A 16,727-nucleotide genomic window follows, 5' to 3' on the forward strand; every position below is an offset into this window, starting at 1 on the left:
GGGCCAGTCGGCGAAGAGCTTCGAGGAGTGGCTGGACTCCTAAGCATGCCGGCCCGGTCAACGGCCTGATTTACTCTGTGGGCTGGTGGCACGACGTAGAGCGAGGCAAAGTTGCCTCGTCGTAACAACCACTCACTCGGCTGTATTGGGGAGTGGCCTGGAGAACCGATGGCCCGCGATAGCTTACTGTCATAGGGAAATCAAACGTCATGTCAGGTCACTCCCCAATACAGCCTCAATCAGATGGATATGAGCATGAAGATGAAGCCCGCCGAGCGCCGCGCGGTAAAAGGATCTAGTACCGAGGCGCAGAACGAAATCGCGCGCCTGGAGCGTTCTCTGCAGAACCTGACACCCGGCACTCTCCCTCATGACAAGCTGACCCGAATGCTCAGGGATGCACGGGCTCGGAAGGCTAACGCTGAAGCAATTCTGCGTGCAGGTGCACCGACAAGGAGGGTGTAGCGGTGGTCGCCATCACAGCGCTCAAACCAGACGACGTGGTTTACGACGTCGTCTCGCAGAAAATGGGTAACACGACGATGCGCCGCCAGGCAGTGTTCAAGGTGCGCATCGTTTCGGTTGCAGAGGATGGCCGGTCTGTTATGGCCTGCTGGAATGGTAATACCGCCCGGAAGCACTTCGAAAGCCAAGTGCGGAAATGGCGTAGAACACCGCCCGCTGAAAAGTGAGATGCGGAGTTGTAGCTCACCGGTACACCAGATGACACTGCCCCGGTAGGTGGTGACTAGCAGTGTCCTGGCCTCAGCCTACTCTCGGCGTCGTTAGTTGGTGCTTCCTGCTTCAGGAGCTGGCGGAGCAATCAGCATTCGCAGGATTGCTGCAGCGAACAAAGCCGGCAGCACAGCGCCGCCGAGCATTACCATGCGGATCAGGTCACTTTGAAGGCCAATGCTGCGAAGATAATCAGCGCCTGGAGAAAGCCAGATCATCAGGCTGGCAAAAATCACTAAGCAAATGATTTTGCTCAGGCGGTAGGTGAGATTGCGGATGCGCTCAACTGTTGTCACGAGAAAGGTCCTCTGGTCTAGGTGGATTACACCGAATCCATGTTAAGAGGAGTACCGCTTTGTTCCTAACCAAAACCCTGTATCGTTTTTCAGCATGATGGCTGCCAGGCGCGGAATCTACGATCCCGCCCTCGCAGAACCAGCTATGCATTCAGTCAGGCAGCATGCTCGGATGGTTGAACAACTGGAGTGAGTGTGAGGGCGCCTGTACCAGAGCGCTTCTTGCGCAACAGATTGGAAATCCCATCACCGCGGTCGACGGAATAGGTAGCTGTGAAGACGCAGGCAATCATCCCCATCAGGCCGATGAAGCGCCCGAGAGCGGAGGGCCATTGATAGGCTGCGATGCCCAGGGCAAAGGCTGCGACAGTGAAGGTCATCGAAATGATGTCGACCTTTCTTCGAATAGCCTGCAGTTCAGGTGTTGTTGCGGAAGCGTTAGGGTGTGTTGGGTAATGCCGAGAGGGCGCTTCCATTCAGTTTCAGTTCCGAAATCAAGATTTGAGTTGGTTGGGGAGGGTGGCCATTGCCGATCACTTCCGCCGCAGCATTGGCAAGTGCAGCTACTTTGGATCGGCTTGATTCTAAATCGAGACATAGCATTACGGCTACGTGGGTCCTTTTCAAGGCAACCCCACCAAAAACACCTGTAATTAGGATCCCTGCACCTTTAATCCCTGTCGCCGCAGATTGCGGGGAGTCGGAGGAGTGGTCAAAGCTTGTTCTAGGGATTGGCCATCGTTCATGCGGCGACGCACGGTGCTGGGGCTCACTCCCCACACCTTGGCCAGCTCCTTCATGGTGCCCCGGGTTCCCCTGACCTCGAGAAGCGAATCCTGCCGGCGTTTCTCAATGGCAGCCAGCTGTGCTGCTCGTGCGGCCGGCGGGAAAAAGCCTCGGCGCTGCTCATTGCTGCGGCGTCGACTCAACGACTGGTTGCCTGGCACCCAGTTGAGAGGCGGGATGATCTCCAGGATCGCCTGCAGTGATCCCCAGGAGATACCCAAGACGCGGCAGACCTCATTTCTGGACCACCCCCTGCTGGCGGCATCCTTGATGAACGTTTCCGTGTCGCTCATTGCCTTTCCCACCCTTTAGACCTGTACCCCATATGCAATCTGACTGCGCCTCTGCGCCGCCAGCCTTGTTCCCTGCCCGGTTGGGCAAGGAAGGGCGTCTGTGATTGTCAATGTCCTTTCCCGCGCAGCCCCGGCGCGTTCGCCGGGAGTGCTTTGAGGTGTAGTCAGCGTATCGTTCAAACCAACGTGCCAGAAGCATCAAGCTTCAGCGCCAGCAGGGACTGGAGCCTTTGACTATAAATCCGGCATTGGTGATCTGGAAGTCAAAACCGGGGTACCGAATTTCCACATCCCTGACTTACAATTGCCGCAATTGCGGCCGGCCCGGGTGCAGACATTGTCGGATGGAAAGATCCATGACCTATTGCGGCGCAAGTGCTTTTGCCGTTCAAAGCCTCATCTGGGGAGCAGATGTGTAATGAGATTCAAGCCGCAGCATTTCCACCTTGCAGCAGCCGTGGTCTTTCTGATCACCGGTGTCTTGGTGTTCCTACTTGGCCCAAAGCCTGTGGCTGGTTTTTTTGTCATGGGCGCGGTAATTGCCCTCATTCACTGGAAGGCTTCTAAGGTAGGGCTGGTTGACCTTTGAGATGAGGGTGCCGGGCAGTTCAGCGTCGTTATACTGAATAGGGCTGCGGGCACACCGCCGTGCCCCGTGCCTGCTTTGGGGTTTTACTGACACGATCAAATAAACGGTGACTACGTTGGTTTTGGATATCTCATGCTATGGCGCTGCGTTAGTAGTTGGGGTCGCCGCGTGGTTCTTGATGCCAAGCCACGCTGAAATGCTTGCAACTGATCCTGGTGCCGCAGCCGTTTGCGGCTCCCCAGATAAGGCCTGGCAGAGAGACGAGTACTGGGCGCATGCATGTCCGGAGCGAGCGAAGGCCCTGGCTGCGATTCAGCTGAAAGATGTTTATCGAGCTGCTCGCTAGCCATAGGGACTGGCTACGAGTTATAAGGCCAGCCGGGATACAGACCACCAGAACATTCCCACCAAATTAACCGATGTTGACGGAAAGTTGTGATGATTGAGAATCAGCAAGATAAGCCCCAGGGCATACATGTCGCGCAGCAGCTACGTAAAGCGGACAAGATCCGGAAAATTGCTTTTATCCTCTCTCTACCGGCAATTGTGCTGGCTGTCACTTCAGTGCTCAGTATGTTTGGGGTGCTACCAGCTGAATGGCAGCTGAAGGCGACATTATTGATGTTGTTCATCTTTTCCGTGAATTACTTCATCAAGAGCGCCGAAGCACAAATTCTTCGAAGCCTATACAAGTAGAACTTTGTTACACCATAAGCCCGTCCAGCGCGGGCACCGCTGGAAGGGTAAGAGCGTGTCGCACCGGGTTTTTACAATCGATTTTGAGGACGGTGAACGATTGTTAGGCCTCGAAGAGGGAGTCTCCGGTTACAAATACCGACAGCTGTATGAAACACCTGAGACTGCTTGGAATTGCCGCCTCACAGGATTAATTGAGCGTGACGTGCCGCCGCCGGCAACCCCTCCCCGAAGCGACGCACACTTCCAGCCCACCACCGGATGGTTGTTCACGATACTCACTCATCGAAAGGCCTGCTCTGGAAAGCGATGAGGTTGACCTGCTGAATGATCAAGCCGCGTGGTAGTCGTACTTGCTGACAAAAACTCTCAGGTGTTTTGCCCGGGAGGCCAATTCAAAGCCTTCACCCTCGCCCTTGTAGTTACAAAGCTCTACGAACTCCACATGGTCGACGAACCGTTCAGCGTCTTCTTCCGTCCAGCCGGCCTTCAGGATCTCCGGCTCGATGCATAGACCGTGCTCTTCTTCAGAGAGATACGCTGGCGCTGATTGGTCTCCAGCCGACACTTGCTTGTAGATGGGCTCCATAAGGTACTGGACCAGACACTCCCGGTCGTAGAAGCCGTCAGCAACCGTGAACGTCTGCGGTGACCTGAATGTCTCTGCGTACAGGGCTTCAGCGCGGGCAAAGGTGCTTTCGTCCTGGAGCATTGCGGTCAGAGCTGCAGAGAGTGCTTTGAGCATGACTGGCATCCTTGATGGCTGGCTTGTGCGCCAGGCGATCCAAGTGGTTTGGTGAGGATGCAGATAGTGATGCCTGGCAGCCTGTGCCAGAACCACTAGCGAAACCGATATTAGGGAGCTGTAAAGGTCGGTTTCGCTTATGGGCGCGACTGCGGCTAAGCGTCAGTCTCCGTCTTCGGGTTTGGATGGAGTCAGATCAGGGGAGGAGTGAGCGCACTGACCAGCTGGGGCTGGCAGGGGTAGCGCTTGCTCATCGTATCGCCGCGCCGACTTAGGGTCACAGTCAGATAGTCATCGCCACGTTCAAACGAAGTGACTAGCCAGTTGAAGTAGAGGTTCACGCAGAGCTCTCGCACAAATGGATCCGGCAGGATCTGCGATGCACCAGGAATGACTTTGTCTAGGGCAACGACCTCACGCCGGTAGTAATCTGCTGACTGCGCAGGGCCATGCTGCCTATAAGCATTGCCATGAGCCCCTGGGGATGGTTCCGCGCTTGACTGCCTTGCGTTCATGTAGCGTTCGAAGGGGCTCCACCACGAGAGCAAGCCGATCACGATGGGTATGGCATAAATAGGAAGCGCGACGTGAGTAGCGTGTTTGAACCCTTCCCAGTTCGTCACGGCCAGCGCAATAGCAACCACGACAGAGAACATCGCACCCAGAATGCCCTTTACGGCCGTTTCAAGCCGGGGCGAGCTACACGCGATCGTCGATACGACAAAACCTACTGACGACATCAGTGCCAGGGTTTTGTATGTTTCTTGATCCATAACTTCATCCAGATCATTGACCCTAAAGATTCGATCCGAAGGGCCGGGGTAATTGATGACGCTATGGTATAAGCGTTGCTAGAAACCCCCTATCCAAAACCCGTCGTCCTTTTTTCGTGTGACAGTCGGCCGGGTCGGCTGGAGGCGAACCGTGGCGTGAAAGGCGGAATTGAGGCGGGGCTCGGGAGTGGTACCAAACGGCTGGCGCGCGATTTAGGCCCTAGCCTCAGGTTCGAACAAGAAACCACGCCTACCTTACCTCGGCACATTGGCCAGGCACAGGCGCTGGGTGTCCTTGTCCTTAATGCTGTAGCAGGTAGAACGAGTGCCTTTGGTCTCGGCCAGACACAGTTGCTTTCCGTCGTGGGCGCGGATCGAGTAGCAACGCGAAGGATCACCCTTCACAGATGCCAGGCAGTAGCGTTGCTTGTCCATGTCCTTGATCGAATAGCAGTTGCAGCTGGCGTCGGCCTGGGCGAAGGCGGCCAGAAGGGTGAGGCTGAGTAGTGTCCAGCGCATGATTGGTCTCGGTTGCGTTTAGCGATCCATGGATGCCCATTCTAGTACGTTCATGCCCGGTACCGCCGTTGCGGTGACTTTGTGAATCGCCCCCTGGCCGGTATCCTCAACCTAACATTAGGTGCGAAGGGCTTCTGGCACACGCCGGTAGGGGTGACCATTGGCTGGCGTTCATAGAGACCCATGAGGCGCTGATCCCGAATGTTTCAGAGGGGCTCTGAGGGAACCATGCGAACCACTTACATCGGGCGAGCGCAGTTCATTCAGCGTCACCTCATCAAGTAACCGGAGAATCGAACATGGATATCACGTTGCACGGTTTCTCATGGGCGATATTGCTGCAGGTGCTTGCAATTGCGATCTGTGGCTTTGTCATTGGTGCTAGAGGGGCAGTTGTTGCCACCGGGATATCAGTATGGTTGGCGCTCGTAACGCTGACCGTCCACTTCATAATCAAATAATCACGGAAGCGAATCATGCAATGCAAAGACCAAGAGTTCACCGTCGGGAAAGGTCAAGTGATGCTGGATGGAAAATCTTATTACCCTGACTCAGTGCGTTTGGTAGTCCCCAAAGACCAAGCGATCGAATTGGCTCAGAGGATTCTCCGGGCTCACGAGGTTGCCCGGCCGGGAGACACCCATCTGCTTGAGATACCGCTTTTCGGCCAGCTCGAAGAAGTAGAAGACGAGTAAGCGGAAAGCACAATTATGACAACGACTGCCACACCTGTACCGGTCTTGATGGCCGCCTTCCGAGACGCCAGCTTTTGGCGGCGTCCAGACACTCGCTTTGCCAAGATGGCTCACGTCCTGTGTGCTGATGGCAAGCTAGCTTGCGGCATTGCCGCGATTAGCGGGCGGGCATTTGGCCTGCGTTACGCCCAGCGCGGGATTGACTGACCATATGTCGACTCGTCAACAGCAAGCCTGGTGTGTGATTTCCCTGATCTGCATCGTGGGACTTTACTTTTTGCTCTCGTCATACACGTCCAGCCTGGAGAACCCTGCACCCATGTTTTGGGGGCTATTTGGTGGGCACTTAATGCGGGTGTACTTCTCCGTACGTTACGACTTGCACGCGCAGTCACCTAAGGAGGTTGGCCTACTGTCGATTGCAGCAGTAGCCGCGGCGGTTATGGCAATGCAGGTGCGGCCGTGGGCTCTTCAGGGGTTTTTTGAGTTTGAAAGCAAACCTGAAGTTGGAGAGTTCGTAGCTCTCTACAAGGAATATTTTGTCGCCGTGCACAATCCTGTGTTTGGCATCCCGGCATTTTTCTTGGCGCTCTATTGGGCTGCTATAAAGCTCCTATGTAAGGCCGGGAATCGTTGGCCTGTTCTCGCCTACCCACGCAGTAGCCTCGAGATGTACGGCGCCTACTACGAGGCGGCCAGCCACCACTTGAGCCCCCAGGCTCGGGACGCAATTGAGGTGGATGCAAAACACATCCTGGCGTCGAGCAAAGGTTTCTACAAGGGGCCGTCACCGAACAAGCTCCTCTAGTCCTTACTTGAATCGCCTATTACACTAAACCAACCTATTAAACCTTGGCTGAGAGCAGGCTAATGTCAAACGCTAACAAACCCTTACCTCTGGCTGAACTCACGGCCAATACTCTGAAGAATACTAACGGATACCTGGAAGTTGATACCCAGGGCGTCATATTCAAGGTGTGATGATGTTCTCAGTAGCCTTAATCTTTCGGGCGCTGAGATCGGTACGAGCTCCAATTGGATGTGGAGATCGGCCCACCAGGGAGTCCCGGAGGAGTCTACTTAGATGACCAGCAACAAAGAATTGCAAAGGGGCAAGCGCTGGCTTCATCTCGCCGCGGCTGCAAGCGCAGGAATAATTCTGGGCATGTTGCTGATCAGTGTCCCCTACAAGAGCCAGCTCAATACCTGGAAGGAGATTGCAGGGGATTGGCAGAAGCAGGCGCTTGAGTGCAAAGACGCATCGGGAAAGTCAGCCCAAGACAACGCATCGAACAGGGCAGCGGCAGTCAGCGAGGGGTGACCCCGGGCTTCCCTGCACAGGCCCCATTGGCGAGTTAGCCGCTGCCTGGGCCTTTGTAGGTAGGCCACCATCGCATCTGATGGCGCGCCCATGCCACGGGCAGGTGATGAATCAGTGGAGGGGAGGGTGTAGCCGGCCGTCGAGAGCGAACGGCTCCTGGAGCACCACCTCGTAGAGTCCCCGCGCCAGCGCTGGATTCATCACCACATTCCAGCTATGCCGAGAGACGCTCGACGGGATCACCACAAAGGGGTGCTCACTCAGTAGTTCCGCGCCATAGAGCTGCTGGCTTTGGCTGGGAGTGCCGGGGATAAGCCAGTTCGAGTTGGAGATAGCACTGGTGTCGAGGATGTGTATCTTCGAAGGGTCAGTGATTCTGACTTGGGTAAGGACGTGGGGTAGAGCATCCAGCGCGCCAAACCCTTTGTGAACCGCGACCTCTAGGATCGCGGTCGATGCATCAAGGCTGGCATAAACGACCGCTAGACCCTTGGGGTTCCAGCGGCCGCCACCCTTTTCAGCACCAATCCCATGATCCCAAGAATGGGCATATCGCTTCGAATCCAGACGCCAGAAATGAACCTCACTGCTCATAGGGTGTTTCGGCATCAGCAATAGACCCCGTGGTCCAACCTGGTGAGATAGTCGCTGACCAGCTCATAGCCCACTGCGTTGGCAATCAGGTTGATCGGTGCTTCACCGTCAAGGCCTATGGCAGGTTTCTCAATCCACTCTTCTGCAAGCGCGCGAGTGCCCAGGACCTCTGTCGCCTTTTCCATTACCTCGGCGTAGTAGAGTGCTCTCGAGCTTTGCTCAGCAGTGAGGGGCTTGTCTGGCTCCTTCATCCGTCGGGCGAGTGTCCGCTCGGAGGTGCCCACAATTTTCGATAAGACGCCGCCGCGCTTGTAGACCTCCGAAGAATTGATCATGGCCAGCACAGAGCGAAGGCTAAAGCCCTCAACAATTGCCCGGTAAACGTCCATGCGGTCGTCAATGCCCCGGTCATGAAGTAGGAGGGTAACCATAGTGATGTTGCTTGAATGAGCCGCGCTTTTCATGTCGCCTCCGAAGCTCTTTGCCATTTGGCATTAATGATAACGCCAATTTACGGTGCGTGCCAATTTCAGGCCGCCTGGCCGGTTGAGTGCCAGTGGAAATGGCTGACGCCGCTAAGCCGCCACTGAGTAAGATCCGAATGGAAAAGAAGGACCTTTTACGCCAATAGGGAATCAACTGCGTATTGGGGTCCGAGCGCGCGGGTGATGGCTATTTGGCTAAGCTAATACTGATCCGGACGTTTAATTGCGCCGCAGATGTTCAAGTCCTTGGATGGGGTTCGAGTAGGGGAATTGCCCCATGGCCCATTTGCGAGGGGCTTTCAAGTTTGCTAGGGTGGCCAGGCTTCCCACCGACCACCGCCGCAAAGCGAAGCGTGATTTGCATCTTGTTCTGATTAATCGTCAATCAATGCAGGTCGTATAAGGCGGATAAAAACGACACATCTGCATTGGCCAGAGGATTAGTCATGCCCGCGAAAGATCTGCTCAAGCCTGCATCCAGGCTGCTCATCACCGAATTTGCCAAGCGTGGCGTCGCGCTCAAACCAACCATCAGCTACCAGCTCCTGGCGGCCGCTTACGGTTTCTGGTCTCACGAGTCCATCGCCCAGTATGGGGTGCCGTTTGAACCGTTCAATGAGCAATACGTCAACGGCGCTAAGCCGTATTTCCAACTGGGTATGCTGAGAGCCCGCATCTCAAGTCTGTTGGGTGTGGACGCTGAGGAGTCAAAGTTCCTCACTCTTCTCGTCAGGGACTTATTGACCTATCACTACCCGTTACGCGTGCAAGCGCTGCGGATCCTTTTTGATGATGCTTTCACGCATAGCCGGGAAATGATCTTCAAGATCCTCAGCGCGGAAGGGAATGGACCAACGAGTCTGGCCAGCGCAGAGATCATGGCGAAGAGACTTCCTGAGCTGCCGGCCTCAACGCTTGCCGGGCACCTGAGGTTGATGAGAAACCAGTTGGTCGACGTCGGCCGTGGCGTCCGCACTGTTGCCGAGTTCATCAGTAGTGCTCCAACCTGGATTTGGTGCTACCCGAGCGCCTTTATGAATGAGGCAATCCCTTCCTTGGCGGATGTCGGCTTTCACACCTGGCAGCCCTCGGACGACTGGGTTCCTGGGGGCGTAAACCCACGTACAGAAATAGGCGTTGGGTTCGTATTGCTGCAGCACCGCAGCGATAGTGAGAGCCCGATCTCATATACGGTAGTCTCTGGTGTCTATTCGCTGAATTCTACGACCTCGACCCCGGCCTGGTCCGATGTCAAAGCCATTGGTGACATCCGCAGAGAGGTATCAGGCTTCCGGAAACGAACCCTGCCTGAGCTGCTGGGGCATCCGGTCGAACGGCTCCCTCTTGTGAAACTTTGCCCTAAGTGTGGCGATCTCTACGCGGCCGGAGCTGCGAACTTGATCAGCTGCAGTTGCCCGAAAGGCTGAGTTCCTTACCCGGTCTTGAGGTGCCCAGGAACGTTACCTGGGCACCTTGGCCAGGCACAACCGCTGGGTGTCTTTATCCTTGATGCTGTAGCAGCTGGATCGATTGCCTTTGATCTCGGCCAAGCAGAGCTGCTTGGAGTCGTGCTCGCGAATGGAGTAGCACCTGGATTGATCACCCTTTGCAGAGGCTAAGCAGTAACGCTGCTTATCCTTGTCCCTGATCGAGTAACAATCGGTGGTATCGGCCTGGGCGAGTGTGGCCAGCAAGGTGAGACCAAGAAGTGTCCAGCGCATGGGGTATCTCGGAGTGATTGTCTTTCCAGCATGATACATGGGTGCAGCGCACCCACGGGATAGGAGGCTGCCGGCCGGGTAAGCTTGGTCAGGTTTAAGCGGCATCGAAAAGGGAGAGCTGCGAATATCCAGGAGTGGCTGCTTTTATCTTTGTGCGTTCTGCTCTGGCCGGTACCGGTACCGGTACCGGTACCGGCTCAGGCTCTGGTTCTGGCTCTCGCGCAGGGCATTCCAGCACGGCGGCCATCACTTGTCCCGCTGGCTCTGCGACTGGTTCCAGGCAGACCGGTGCTGAGTGCCTTACCGACTCGCTGTCCACCATCAGCACAGGTACTTCTATCTCCTCACTGTGAGGTTGAGTGAAATCACACAAGACAATCTCGCACATGGGGCTAACGCCATGCCACTCGTCCAGGTATGCGGAGGTGTCAAGGCCGCAATTATGCTCGAGGAGCACTCCGGATTGATCCATGAACTTCTGGCACTCCCGGGTGATCTCAACACGGAAATTCGGTTGACCCGAGTAGCGGAAGGGCGCGGACGCTTGGGGAATGATGAAGACGCCGTGATCAGCAATCTTGCTGGCCACCTCGATCAGCTTGTACTCGAAGCTTGCGCCGGTGTATCTGCCGTTGAATGCGTGGCCGGTCTTTACCGCCCCGAACGGCGGATTCGATATCGCCACGTTGAAGCGACCAAGATCACCGAGCGCAAAGACATCGCTGACGATCCACTCCGCTTCTGGCATGACGCGCTTTCCTACCGCGGCGTACTCTGGGTTTAGCTCAACACAGACGATGCGTTCTGCACGCTCCCGGCACGCAAATGCCAGCCGGCCGATGCCGGCGCAAAGGTCGATCAGCGATTTGCACTCAGGCACCTCAATGGAGAAGTCGTTGGCCAGGCCCTCAGGTGTGAAGAAGGCGCCAGCGAGACCATTCATGTTCGTCGCGGACTCGTGAAAGTTTTCCAGGATGAAATAGCGGTCGTCCAGGCGCAGGGGCTTGTCGGAATAGACTAGATCGAGGGCTTGTTGATGCAGCTTAGCCGCGACCTTGGAAAGCTTTGCCACCTGGATTTCCTTAACCCGCCTCGGCAGATAACTAAATGATTGTGCTGGTAGTTCTGATGGGAGGATTGTGGGGTGGTACAGGGCGTGCCACTAGCACCCAGCGCAGGATAAATACAGGACGATGGCAGAGAGAGCGGGGCATCCCTTATGAATTTGAAGCATAGATTTTGGTTTGATTTATCTGGTTGGTACTGACAGAGTCCTCGCCGGCAACGGTACGGTGAATGCGCAAGTACGCGAAGCTCGTTGGCATTGAATGCCAGGGATCGGGAATGAGGACGCCGATATCGCGCTGCGAACCAGTGTTGAATGCTTCAGGGGAGGAACGTACCTCGGCAGGTTCCCCAAGTTCCGAAACCAAACCTAAGCGCGAGGCTTAATATCTCGCTATTGGGGCCGCTTGGGATTTCACGACCTGCCGTTATGCTGGTTACCAGTGATTCCCGCGGCACGAATGATCACGGAAAGGACCGTCATGACTCTGATCCAGATTGAGCAGAACCACCCGAAGACCCTTGAACGTGCGCGCGTACAGATTCATGCCATCAGCACAGCGCTCGCGGCGGTAGACATGAATCATCATTGGGTTTGGGCGTCAGGATATGTGGCCGCGCTAGCTTTCGAGAGGCTAATTGACGAGGACACCAAACGCCTGCTCGAAGATGAGGCGGATCAGGCACGCGATGCATGGCGGTCCCCGACTGCTCGTATGCGCGACGACGTATAATGACTCACGCTGCACACTTTGGCCCTTGACTGGGCACGAATATTTTCTGCCCCTTCGTTCAAATGAGGCAAGTCTTACATGAGCACCCCAACCGCAACCCAGACTAACAAGCTCGTGCAAAGCGGTTCGAGGCCTACAGCTCCCAGCCAGGCACAAGTCGACGCTATGGCCGAAAGCATCCGTAGTTTAGGAATCCTGGAGCCTCTCCTGGTTAACCGCGTCGGCGACCGCTATCAAATCATCGAAGGTGGTGGCGAGGTTCGTTGGCTTGCTGCTCAGAAGCTTGGCATGGACATAGTTCCTATTCGAGTCGTGGAGTTCGATGACCATACTGAGGCCACGGTATCCCTCATGCTCAACATGACTCGTGAATCCATTGCGCCTGAAGAAGCCTTTTCAGGTCTTGAAAGCCTGGTCGCCGAGTTTGGGGAGGTAGCAGAAGAGACCGTTATTGAACGGTTACCTGAGCTTCGCGGCCTCGTAGCTGCTAATCCGGAGTTTCAAAGCCGCCTTGATGCGTTGTTGTCCAGTTGCAGCATCAACAGCCGGGAAGAGCCGTGATATGGGCCAAGTAGAACAACCTGAGAGCAACAATACTGAACAGTTTCTGTGGTGGGCGACTCGTGACTGGCTAATCCACCGGGATCGGGCCAGTGCGTATCGCTCACTTTCGTCTCTCCTGAGTTAAGGACGTGTTTCATGAAATCCATCCTCGCCTTCACGTTGGGCTTGGCTCTATCGGTAGTGCTACTTGTAATAGGGTATTACCTGTTCCTTGCGACCGGGCTGGAAGACCAGATGGGTTGGCTTGTTGGATTTGGGGTCTTTTCTCTGCTTCTCTGGGCGAAAATTGCCCGGGACGTTCGGCCTGTTCCTGATGCCTGGAAACGCTTCATCAAGTGATAGGAATTGAGAAATGAAGGCTGAAAAGTCCGCCGTGCCTGATGGTTTGGGCCGATACACCATAGCGGTTCTGCTTGTTGCTTTGCTTTGTGGTGGTGCATGTGTATATGCGCTACTCGACACTGACCCTTTTGCGCCATGGATTGCCGCAGTCACAGGTATTTTCTGCCTGGCCACGGCTTGTTATGGGTGGGCTCTGGCAAGCACGTGGTGGCATTGCTCAAAGGGCGTGCATCCCAAGTGGTCGCTGCTAAGGCCTTCTGGCCGATCAGAGTAGCAAAGGTCGTGAGCCCAGCCGGCAGTCGGCAGCCTCGAAGCCACGAGCCCGATCATCGTGGAAATACCGGCCTGAAGGTGGTGCGGCGATTGGATGGATGTAGGATTCGAATCCACTTTCAGAACATCTAGGGATCCAGTTATGAGAATTGCTTCACTCGGCACTGCGGCCATCCTCCTGCTGGCGAACGTCGGCATCGCCAACGCGGAGCCATCAGTCTTGTCCAAAACAGGTCACGACGTTTTGTATATCAAGCATATTGCGCCAGGATCCGAAGGGATGTCTCCCGAGCAGATCGGATTGGCCAAAAAATTCGGCACCTACCAAGACGTCCAGAATAGCGTGTCGATAGATCAAGGTCGGGTTTGGGTTGGCACAGTCGTAACGATGGCGAATGGTATCTGCACAGAATCGACTAGCTCTATTGCAGGTGTTCCAAAAGGGCCCGGCGAGCCAAAATTGAATGTCGTGGACAGGATTGTTCCTTGCCCAGCCACGCAAGTGAACTGAGCTCGAAAAGCGGGTTTGGGTGCAGAACAGCCCGGTCGGTACCGGGCTGGTGGGCTAGCTGCGGCCGCCAGGTTGATCAAGTCAGCCCAGTAGACTCAATTGCGCGGGCGGTGTGCTCACTACAGCAGCGCGCATCACTGGCTTGCTGTCCCCGATGACCCATGTAGTGCACTCCGCCGGCAGTCGAGTGACATAGTAGAGCTCGTCGAGTGCTTCGGGCATGTTGAAGCGCAGTTCGCTGCCGACCCGGGTATGGGCAACCTTCTTTGAACTGCCTTCTACGTTTCTCCGCTGATGGTGCTCAAGAGGAACGAGGGTGTCTACGACAACGGTTACGCTCTTTCTGTCGATACAGGTTGCAGTCTGAACGGCATTACGGAGCGCCTTCAGGCGACTGCGGTAGCAGCCAGGCTCACTCAATTCGTCCTGCCAGAGGCCGACCACATACTCCGATAGGATACTGTAAGCCCAGCCAGCGCAGGTCCAGCTTCCATCCGAACCCTGTATCAGTACGTTGTCGTCCTTCTCGTGAACCTTCATGAAGCGTGGTACCGGTACCTGGGAGGCTTTGGCTTTCTTGGGGATGTATCCAAGGTCCAGGTTACGCAAGCCGTTGACTGGCGCATCATAGGATGGGATCACGCGCCACGCACCGGTGTGCCGGCCGTCATAGATCTCGCTAAGAATCTCGCAGTCACGGTGCAGGGAGACCGTCACGGATTCACCGGCTTCAAGGCTTTCAACCATATCTTGGTTGCCCAGCTTCAGCAATGCGTCTTTTACCCGGACAAAGTCCCCCTGTGTGATTGGTGCCTGGAAGGTATCCTTGATCTGCAGCTCGATCTCCCGGTCAGCCATCTGAACCGGGCTCTCAAGCTCCCGCAACCAGCCGCGGATGTAGTTCTCAGGGGTGATGCTACGGCCGCCAGCCCCCTGCAGCGAGCCACCCTCACAGGCAGCAGCAGAGCGAAAGATTGCTTTCATGGTCGAAGCGAGGTCTCCAATCATGAGGGCACTCCAGCGTGGGGTGTGCGGGTAGCAGTTCTTTTCATAGGTCCGCTCAAACATGACGTAGCAGAGCTGACCATTGGGGCCGCGGAATGCGCCTACCAACTTGCCGGTGGATACTGTAGCGCTCATGTGTGTAGCTCCTTGAAAGGCTAAGATGCTGTGTTTCGATGGGCTCAGTGTCACGGCGATAGGCTTGTGCCAGAAGCACCCTCTTCTCAACTTTTCGTGGTCGTCTTGGGGCCTTACAGGCCCTCTGTTTGGACCTGAATGGCAGCCCGGCTGCATAACTCGCGCGCCTGGCTGAGGGACCCAATTCGCGTTCAGGCAAAACCAACGTGCTCAATCGGATGGAGCACGACTGCCAGGACGTTATACTTTGAACGTAACATCCCGGGCCTAGGCATTTGGGATATCCCTGGCTGATGCCTGGCCTCTAAGAGTGGTGAGTGAAATGATGGGATGCTGTGGCGCTGAGCGCCTGAAGTTCAAGCCTGATGAGAGCAAGGTTGATCAGGAACGGCTCGACAGCCTTGCAAAGGAACTCCTCGAAGATGGGTGGCCAGAGAAGAGCCTCGAGCGTTTCAAGAAATGCACTTGCCCTTGTCACGTCGACGGCAGAAACGTCATGTGCTGAGGGGCCCCAAGGCCTGCATTACTACTCTGCGGCCTGAGCAGCCTTCCATGCCTTTGCGTGTCCAACACAGACTTTCAACGGTCTGCCGCACTCATCGACCTCGGCGTGGCACATGAACCCACGGGGCTCAATGGCCATGTAGGACGCGTCAGAGGTCGCCATAGGCGATTGGTTGGCCATGGTGCCCAGTCTGTAGGCACATCCTTCACATGCCCCGGCAGGATCCGCCTGGGCGGCCAACGCAACACCCTGGCAGGCTCCGGCAATGGTGGGTAGGTTGATACTGTCGAACCTGTCCGGGTGCATGCCCATTTCAGTGATCAGCACTAGGTCGGTCATCGCGGCGCAGTTCTCGACGACTGAGTTGGCCATCCCGATGAACTGTGTGAACAAGGACACAAGGTGAGCTTGCCCGTACTGCTCCGCGTAGGCGGTCAGCGCCTGCCCACGATCGCCGGCGCTCATGCCCGTTAGCTCAGAAATGAAGGCGGCCTGATCAGCCGACATTGAATAGCCTGGGTCGGGGGTCATCGTTTGTAACCTCAAATGGAAAGTGTCCCAGTTACCGGGGTGGGCCCACGCACCCCGGAGGGCATAAGTGATTAAGCAGCCATACCCATATCGGAACAATCCTCGCGCCAGCCAGCCCATAACTCGGCTTCAATCGAGTTGTAGGTGTCAGCTAAGTCCTCCAGATGCTTGCGGTGGGCTTCCTCTTCCTCGAGCTCCTTCTCCCACTCCTTCAGGCATTCGTACGCTTCGAGAACTGCTACAGCCGATTCCTGAACAGGCTCTCCACGGCCCCAGGCCAGAAGCAGGCACTTCGTTTGCCCTGAAGTTGCATCTGATGCTTGAGAGCACGTGACGCCCATGAGTTGGGCGATATGAGTGGTTACCGCCGCTAGCCACTGGCTGTAGGGCTGCGCCAGCGGTACCCCTGGCTTTAGCCAGTGCTCGGACAGCGTGCCGATCGACCCGTTTTGGTAGTTGGTAAAATAGAGTTCTGTGTACAGTTCGTGGGCCAGGTTGTACTGGTCAGCCAGCTCGGGCACGTCCTGTAGCAGCAGAGGCGCCCGCGGGCCGTAGTGGCGGTAGGTTAGGACGTCGTTCGAGGCCAGCGCGTGGACTGCGTCGTATGCGGCTTGCAGCGCCGCCTCAGTCCGGGCCTCACATCCTTCGATGCTCTCAAGGGCTACGACATCAACCCAAAGGAGGCGGGCGGCGAGGGCTTCTTGGAATGCTGGGTTCATGGTGAGGCTCCGATCTGTGTTTGGACAGTGGAGCCATCATCAGGCCGAATTTGGTGTGCCAGAACCACCTAACTGATATTGGAAGGCCTTACTCA

Annotated in this window: 27 protein-coding genes; 14 read left to right on the forward strand and 13 right to left on the reverse strand. The window is 56.0% G+C overall.

Annotation, left to right across the window (positions count from 1 at the left end):
- Positions 1 to 255 precede the first annotated feature (255 nt).
- The gene (locus H8F21_RS14055) at positions 256 to 465 is read left to right on the forward strand and encodes a hypothetical protein (protein WP_203584624.1); all 210 of its coding nucleotides are present in this window, start codon (positions 256 to 258) and stop codon (positions 463 to 465) included.
- 2 nt (positions 466 to 467) lie between these two features.
- A complete protein-coding gene (locus tag H8F21_RS14060; RefSeq protein ID WP_203584625.1) occupies positions 468 to 692 on the forward strand; it encodes a hypothetical protein in 225 nt (74 codons plus the stop codon).
- Positions 693 to 785: 93 nt separating this feature from the next.
- Here the strand turns inward: H8F21_RS14060 and H8F21_RS14065 are convergent, their stop codons facing one another.
- From H8F21_RS14065 to H8F21_RS14075, 3 genes are all read right to left on the reverse strand, one after another.
- Positions 786 to 1,031 carry a hypothetical protein gene (locus H8F21_RS14065; protein WP_203584626.1) on the reverse strand — a complete coding sequence of 82 codons (246 nt, stop codon included), beginning with the start codon at positions 1,029 to 1,031 and terminating at the stop codon, positions 786 to 788.
- Positions 1,032 to 1,186: 155 nt separating this feature from the next.
- A complete protein-coding gene (locus H8F21_RS14070; RefSeq protein WP_203584627.1) occupies positions 1,187 to 1,507 on the reverse strand; it encodes a hypothetical protein in 321 nt (106 codons plus the stop codon).
- 177 nt (positions 1,508 to 1,684) lie between these two features.
- Positions 1,685 to 2,110 carry a hypothetical protein gene (locus H8F21_RS14075; RefSeq protein WP_203584628.1) on the reverse strand — a complete coding sequence of 142 codons (426 nt, stop codon included), beginning with the start codon at positions 2,108 to 2,110 and terminating at the stop codon, positions 1,685 to 1,687.
- 418 nt (positions 2,111 to 2,528) lie between these two features.
- Here H8F21_RS14075 and H8F21_RS14080 point away from each other — a divergent pair, with 418 nt between their 5' ends.
- Entirely contained in the window at positions 2,529 to 2,699 is a 171-nt protein-coding gene (locus tag H8F21_RS14080) for a hypothetical protein (protein ID WP_203584629.1), read from the forward strand.
- A gap of 438 nt (positions 2,700 to 3,137) precedes the next feature.
- Positions 3,138 to 3,395 (forward strand): hypothetical protein, encoded by a 258-nt coding sequence (locus tag H8F21_RS14085; RefSeq protein ID WP_203584630.1) that lies wholly within the window; start codon positions 3,138 to 3,140, stop codon positions 3,393 to 3,395.
- Between the two features lie 331 nt (positions 3,396 to 3,726).
- On the opposite strand, the gene H8F21_RS14090 is transcribed toward H8F21_RS14085, so the two are convergent.
- From H8F21_RS14090 to H8F21_RS14100, 3 genes are all read right to left on the reverse strand, one after another.
- A complete protein-coding gene (locus H8F21_RS14090; RefSeq protein ID WP_203584631.1) occupies positions 3,727 to 4,140 on the reverse strand; it encodes a hypothetical protein in 414 nt (137 codons plus the stop codon).
- Positions 4,141 to 4,331: 191 nt separating this feature from the next.
- Entirely contained in the window at positions 4,332 to 4,913 is a 582-nt protein-coding gene (locus H8F21_RS14095; protein ID WP_203584632.1) for a hypothetical protein, read from the reverse strand.
- A gap of 255 nt (positions 4,914 to 5,168) precedes the next feature.
- Positions 5,169 to 5,432 carry a hypothetical protein gene (locus H8F21_RS14100; protein WP_203584633.1) on the reverse strand — a complete coding sequence of 88 codons (264 nt, stop codon included), beginning with the start codon at positions 5,430 to 5,432 and terminating at the stop codon, positions 5,169 to 5,171.
- A gap of 299 nt (positions 5,433 to 5,731) precedes the next feature.
- Between H8F21_RS14100 and H8F21_RS14105 the strand changes: the two genes are divergently transcribed.
- The 5 genes from H8F21_RS14105 (at position 5,732) to H8F21_RS14125 (ending at position 7,448) form a co-directional block, all read left to right on the forward strand.
- Complete coding sequence (locus H8F21_RS14105) at positions 5,732 to 5,893, forward strand: hypothetical protein (RefSeq protein WP_203584634.1); 162 nt, start codon at positions 5,732 to 5,734, stop codon at positions 5,891 to 5,893.
- 15 nt (positions 5,894 to 5,908) lie between these two features.
- A complete protein-coding gene (locus H8F21_RS14110; protein WP_203584635.1) occupies positions 5,909 to 6,127 on the forward strand; it encodes a hypothetical protein in 219 nt (72 codons plus the stop codon).
- 15 nt (positions 6,128 to 6,142) lie between these two features.
- Positions 6,143 to 6,334, forward strand: coding sequence for a hypothetical protein (locus H8F21_RS14115; RefSeq protein WP_203584636.1), 192 nt, complete (start codon positions 6,143 to 6,145; stop codon positions 6,332 to 6,334).
- A 4-nt stretch (positions 6,335 to 6,338) separates the two neighbouring features.
- Positions 6,339 to 6,935: a hypothetical protein gene (locus H8F21_RS14120; protein WP_203584637.1), complete on the forward strand. Its 597-nt coding sequence runs from the start codon at positions 6,339 to 6,341 to the stop codon at positions 6,933 to 6,935.
- Positions 6,936 to 7,211: 276 nt separating this feature from the next.
- Positions 7,212 to 7,448 carry a hypothetical protein gene (locus H8F21_RS14125; protein WP_203584638.1) on the forward strand — a complete coding sequence of 79 codons (237 nt, stop codon included), beginning with the start codon at positions 7,212 to 7,214 and terminating at the stop codon, positions 7,446 to 7,448.
- 111 nt (positions 7,449 to 7,559) lie between these two features.
- Here the strand turns inward: H8F21_RS14125 and H8F21_RS14130 are convergent, their stop codons facing one another.
- Both H8F21_RS14130 and parS read right to left on the reverse strand, forming a co-directional pair.
- A complete protein-coding gene (locus H8F21_RS14130; RefSeq protein ID WP_203584639.1) occupies positions 7,560 to 8,057 on the reverse strand; it encodes an RES family NAD+ phosphorylase in 498 nt (165 codons plus the stop codon).
- The gene (parS, locus tag H8F21_RS14135; RefSeq protein WP_236043018.1) at positions 8,057 to 8,506 is read right to left on the reverse strand and encodes a type II RES/Xre toxin-antitoxin system antitoxin; all 450 of its coding nucleotides are present in this window, start codon (positions 8,504 to 8,506) and stop codon (positions 8,057 to 8,059) included. Before parS ends, H8F21_RS14130 begins: the two co-directional genes overlap by 1 nt.
- A 467-nt stretch (positions 8,507 to 8,973) precedes the next feature.
- On the opposite strand from parS, the gene H8F21_RS14140 reads away from it, so the two are divergent.
- Positions 8,974 to 9,954, forward strand: coding sequence for a hypothetical protein (locus H8F21_RS14140; protein ID WP_203584641.1), 981 nt, complete (start codon positions 8,974 to 8,976; stop codon positions 9,952 to 9,954).
- A 33-nt stretch (positions 9,955 to 9,987) separates the two neighbouring features.
- Here H8F21_RS14140 and H8F21_RS14145 read toward each other — a convergent pair whose 3' ends face one another.
- Positions 9,988 to 10,248 (reverse strand): hypothetical protein, encoded by a 261-nt coding sequence (locus H8F21_RS14145; protein ID WP_203584642.1) that lies wholly within the window; start codon positions 10,246 to 10,248, stop codon positions 9,988 to 9,990.
- A 94-nt stretch (positions 10,249 to 10,342) separates the two neighbouring features.
- Positions 10,343 to 11,320 (reverse strand): class I SAM-dependent methyltransferase, encoded by a 978-nt coding sequence (locus tag H8F21_RS14150; RefSeq protein WP_328824476.1) that lies wholly within the window; start codon positions 11,318 to 11,320, stop codon positions 10,343 to 10,345.
- Positions 11,321 to 11,795: 475 nt separating this feature from the next.
- Between H8F21_RS14150 and H8F21_RS14155 the strand changes: the two genes are divergently transcribed.
- The 4 genes from H8F21_RS14155 to H8F21_RS14170 all read left to right on the forward strand — a co-directional run bounded on the left by H8F21_RS14155 (position 11,796) and on the right by H8F21_RS14170 (position 13,737).
- On the forward strand, positions 11,796 to 12,047 hold the full coding sequence (locus H8F21_RS14155) for a hypothetical protein (RefSeq protein ID WP_203584643.1): 252 nt from the start codon (positions 11,796 to 11,798) through the stop codon (positions 12,045 to 12,047).
- 78 nt (positions 12,048 to 12,125) lie between these two features.
- Positions 12,126 to 12,608 (forward strand): ParB/RepB/Spo0J family partition protein, encoded by a 483-nt coding sequence (locus H8F21_RS14160; RefSeq protein ID WP_268963066.1) that lies wholly within the window; start codon positions 12,126 to 12,128, stop codon positions 12,606 to 12,608.
- A 138-nt stretch (positions 12,609 to 12,746) separates the two neighbouring features.
- Positions 12,747 to 12,950, forward strand: a complete 204-nt coding sequence (locus H8F21_RS14165; protein WP_203584645.1) for a hypothetical protein — start codon at positions 12,747 to 12,749, stop codon at positions 12,948 to 12,950.
- Positions 12,951 to 13,368: 418 nt separating this feature from the next.
- Positions 13,369 to 13,737: a hypothetical protein gene (locus H8F21_RS14170; RefSeq protein ID WP_203584646.1), complete on the forward strand. Its 369-nt coding sequence runs from the start codon at positions 13,369 to 13,371 to the stop codon at positions 13,735 to 13,737.
- Between the two features lie 81 nt (positions 13,738 to 13,818).
- Here H8F21_RS14170 and H8F21_RS14175 read toward each other — a convergent pair whose 3' ends face one another.
- The 3 genes from H8F21_RS14175 to H8F21_RS14185 form a co-directional block, all read right to left on the reverse strand.
- A complete protein-coding gene (locus H8F21_RS14175) occupies positions 13,819 to 14,877 on the reverse strand; it encodes a hypothetical protein (RefSeq protein WP_203584647.1) in 1,059 nt (352 codons plus the stop codon).
- Positions 14,878 to 15,403: 526 nt separating this feature from the next.
- Positions 15,404 to 15,913, reverse strand: coding sequence for a hypothetical protein (locus H8F21_RS14180; protein ID WP_203584648.1), 510 nt, complete (start codon positions 15,911 to 15,913; stop codon positions 15,404 to 15,406).
- A 71-nt stretch (positions 15,914 to 15,984) separates the two neighbouring features.
- Complete coding sequence (locus H8F21_RS14185) at positions 15,985 to 16,632, reverse strand: hypothetical protein (protein ID WP_203584649.1); 648 nt, start codon at positions 16,630 to 16,632, stop codon at positions 15,985 to 15,987.
- Positions 16,633 to 16,727 lie beyond the last annotated feature (95 nt).

The sequence above is a fragment of the Pseudomonas arcuscaelestis genome (genome assembly GCF_016881005.1).
GTDB classification, from domain to species: Bacteria; Pseudomonadota; Gammaproteobacteria; order Pseudomonadales; family Pseudomonadaceae; genus Aquipseudomonas; species Aquipseudomonas arcuscaelestis.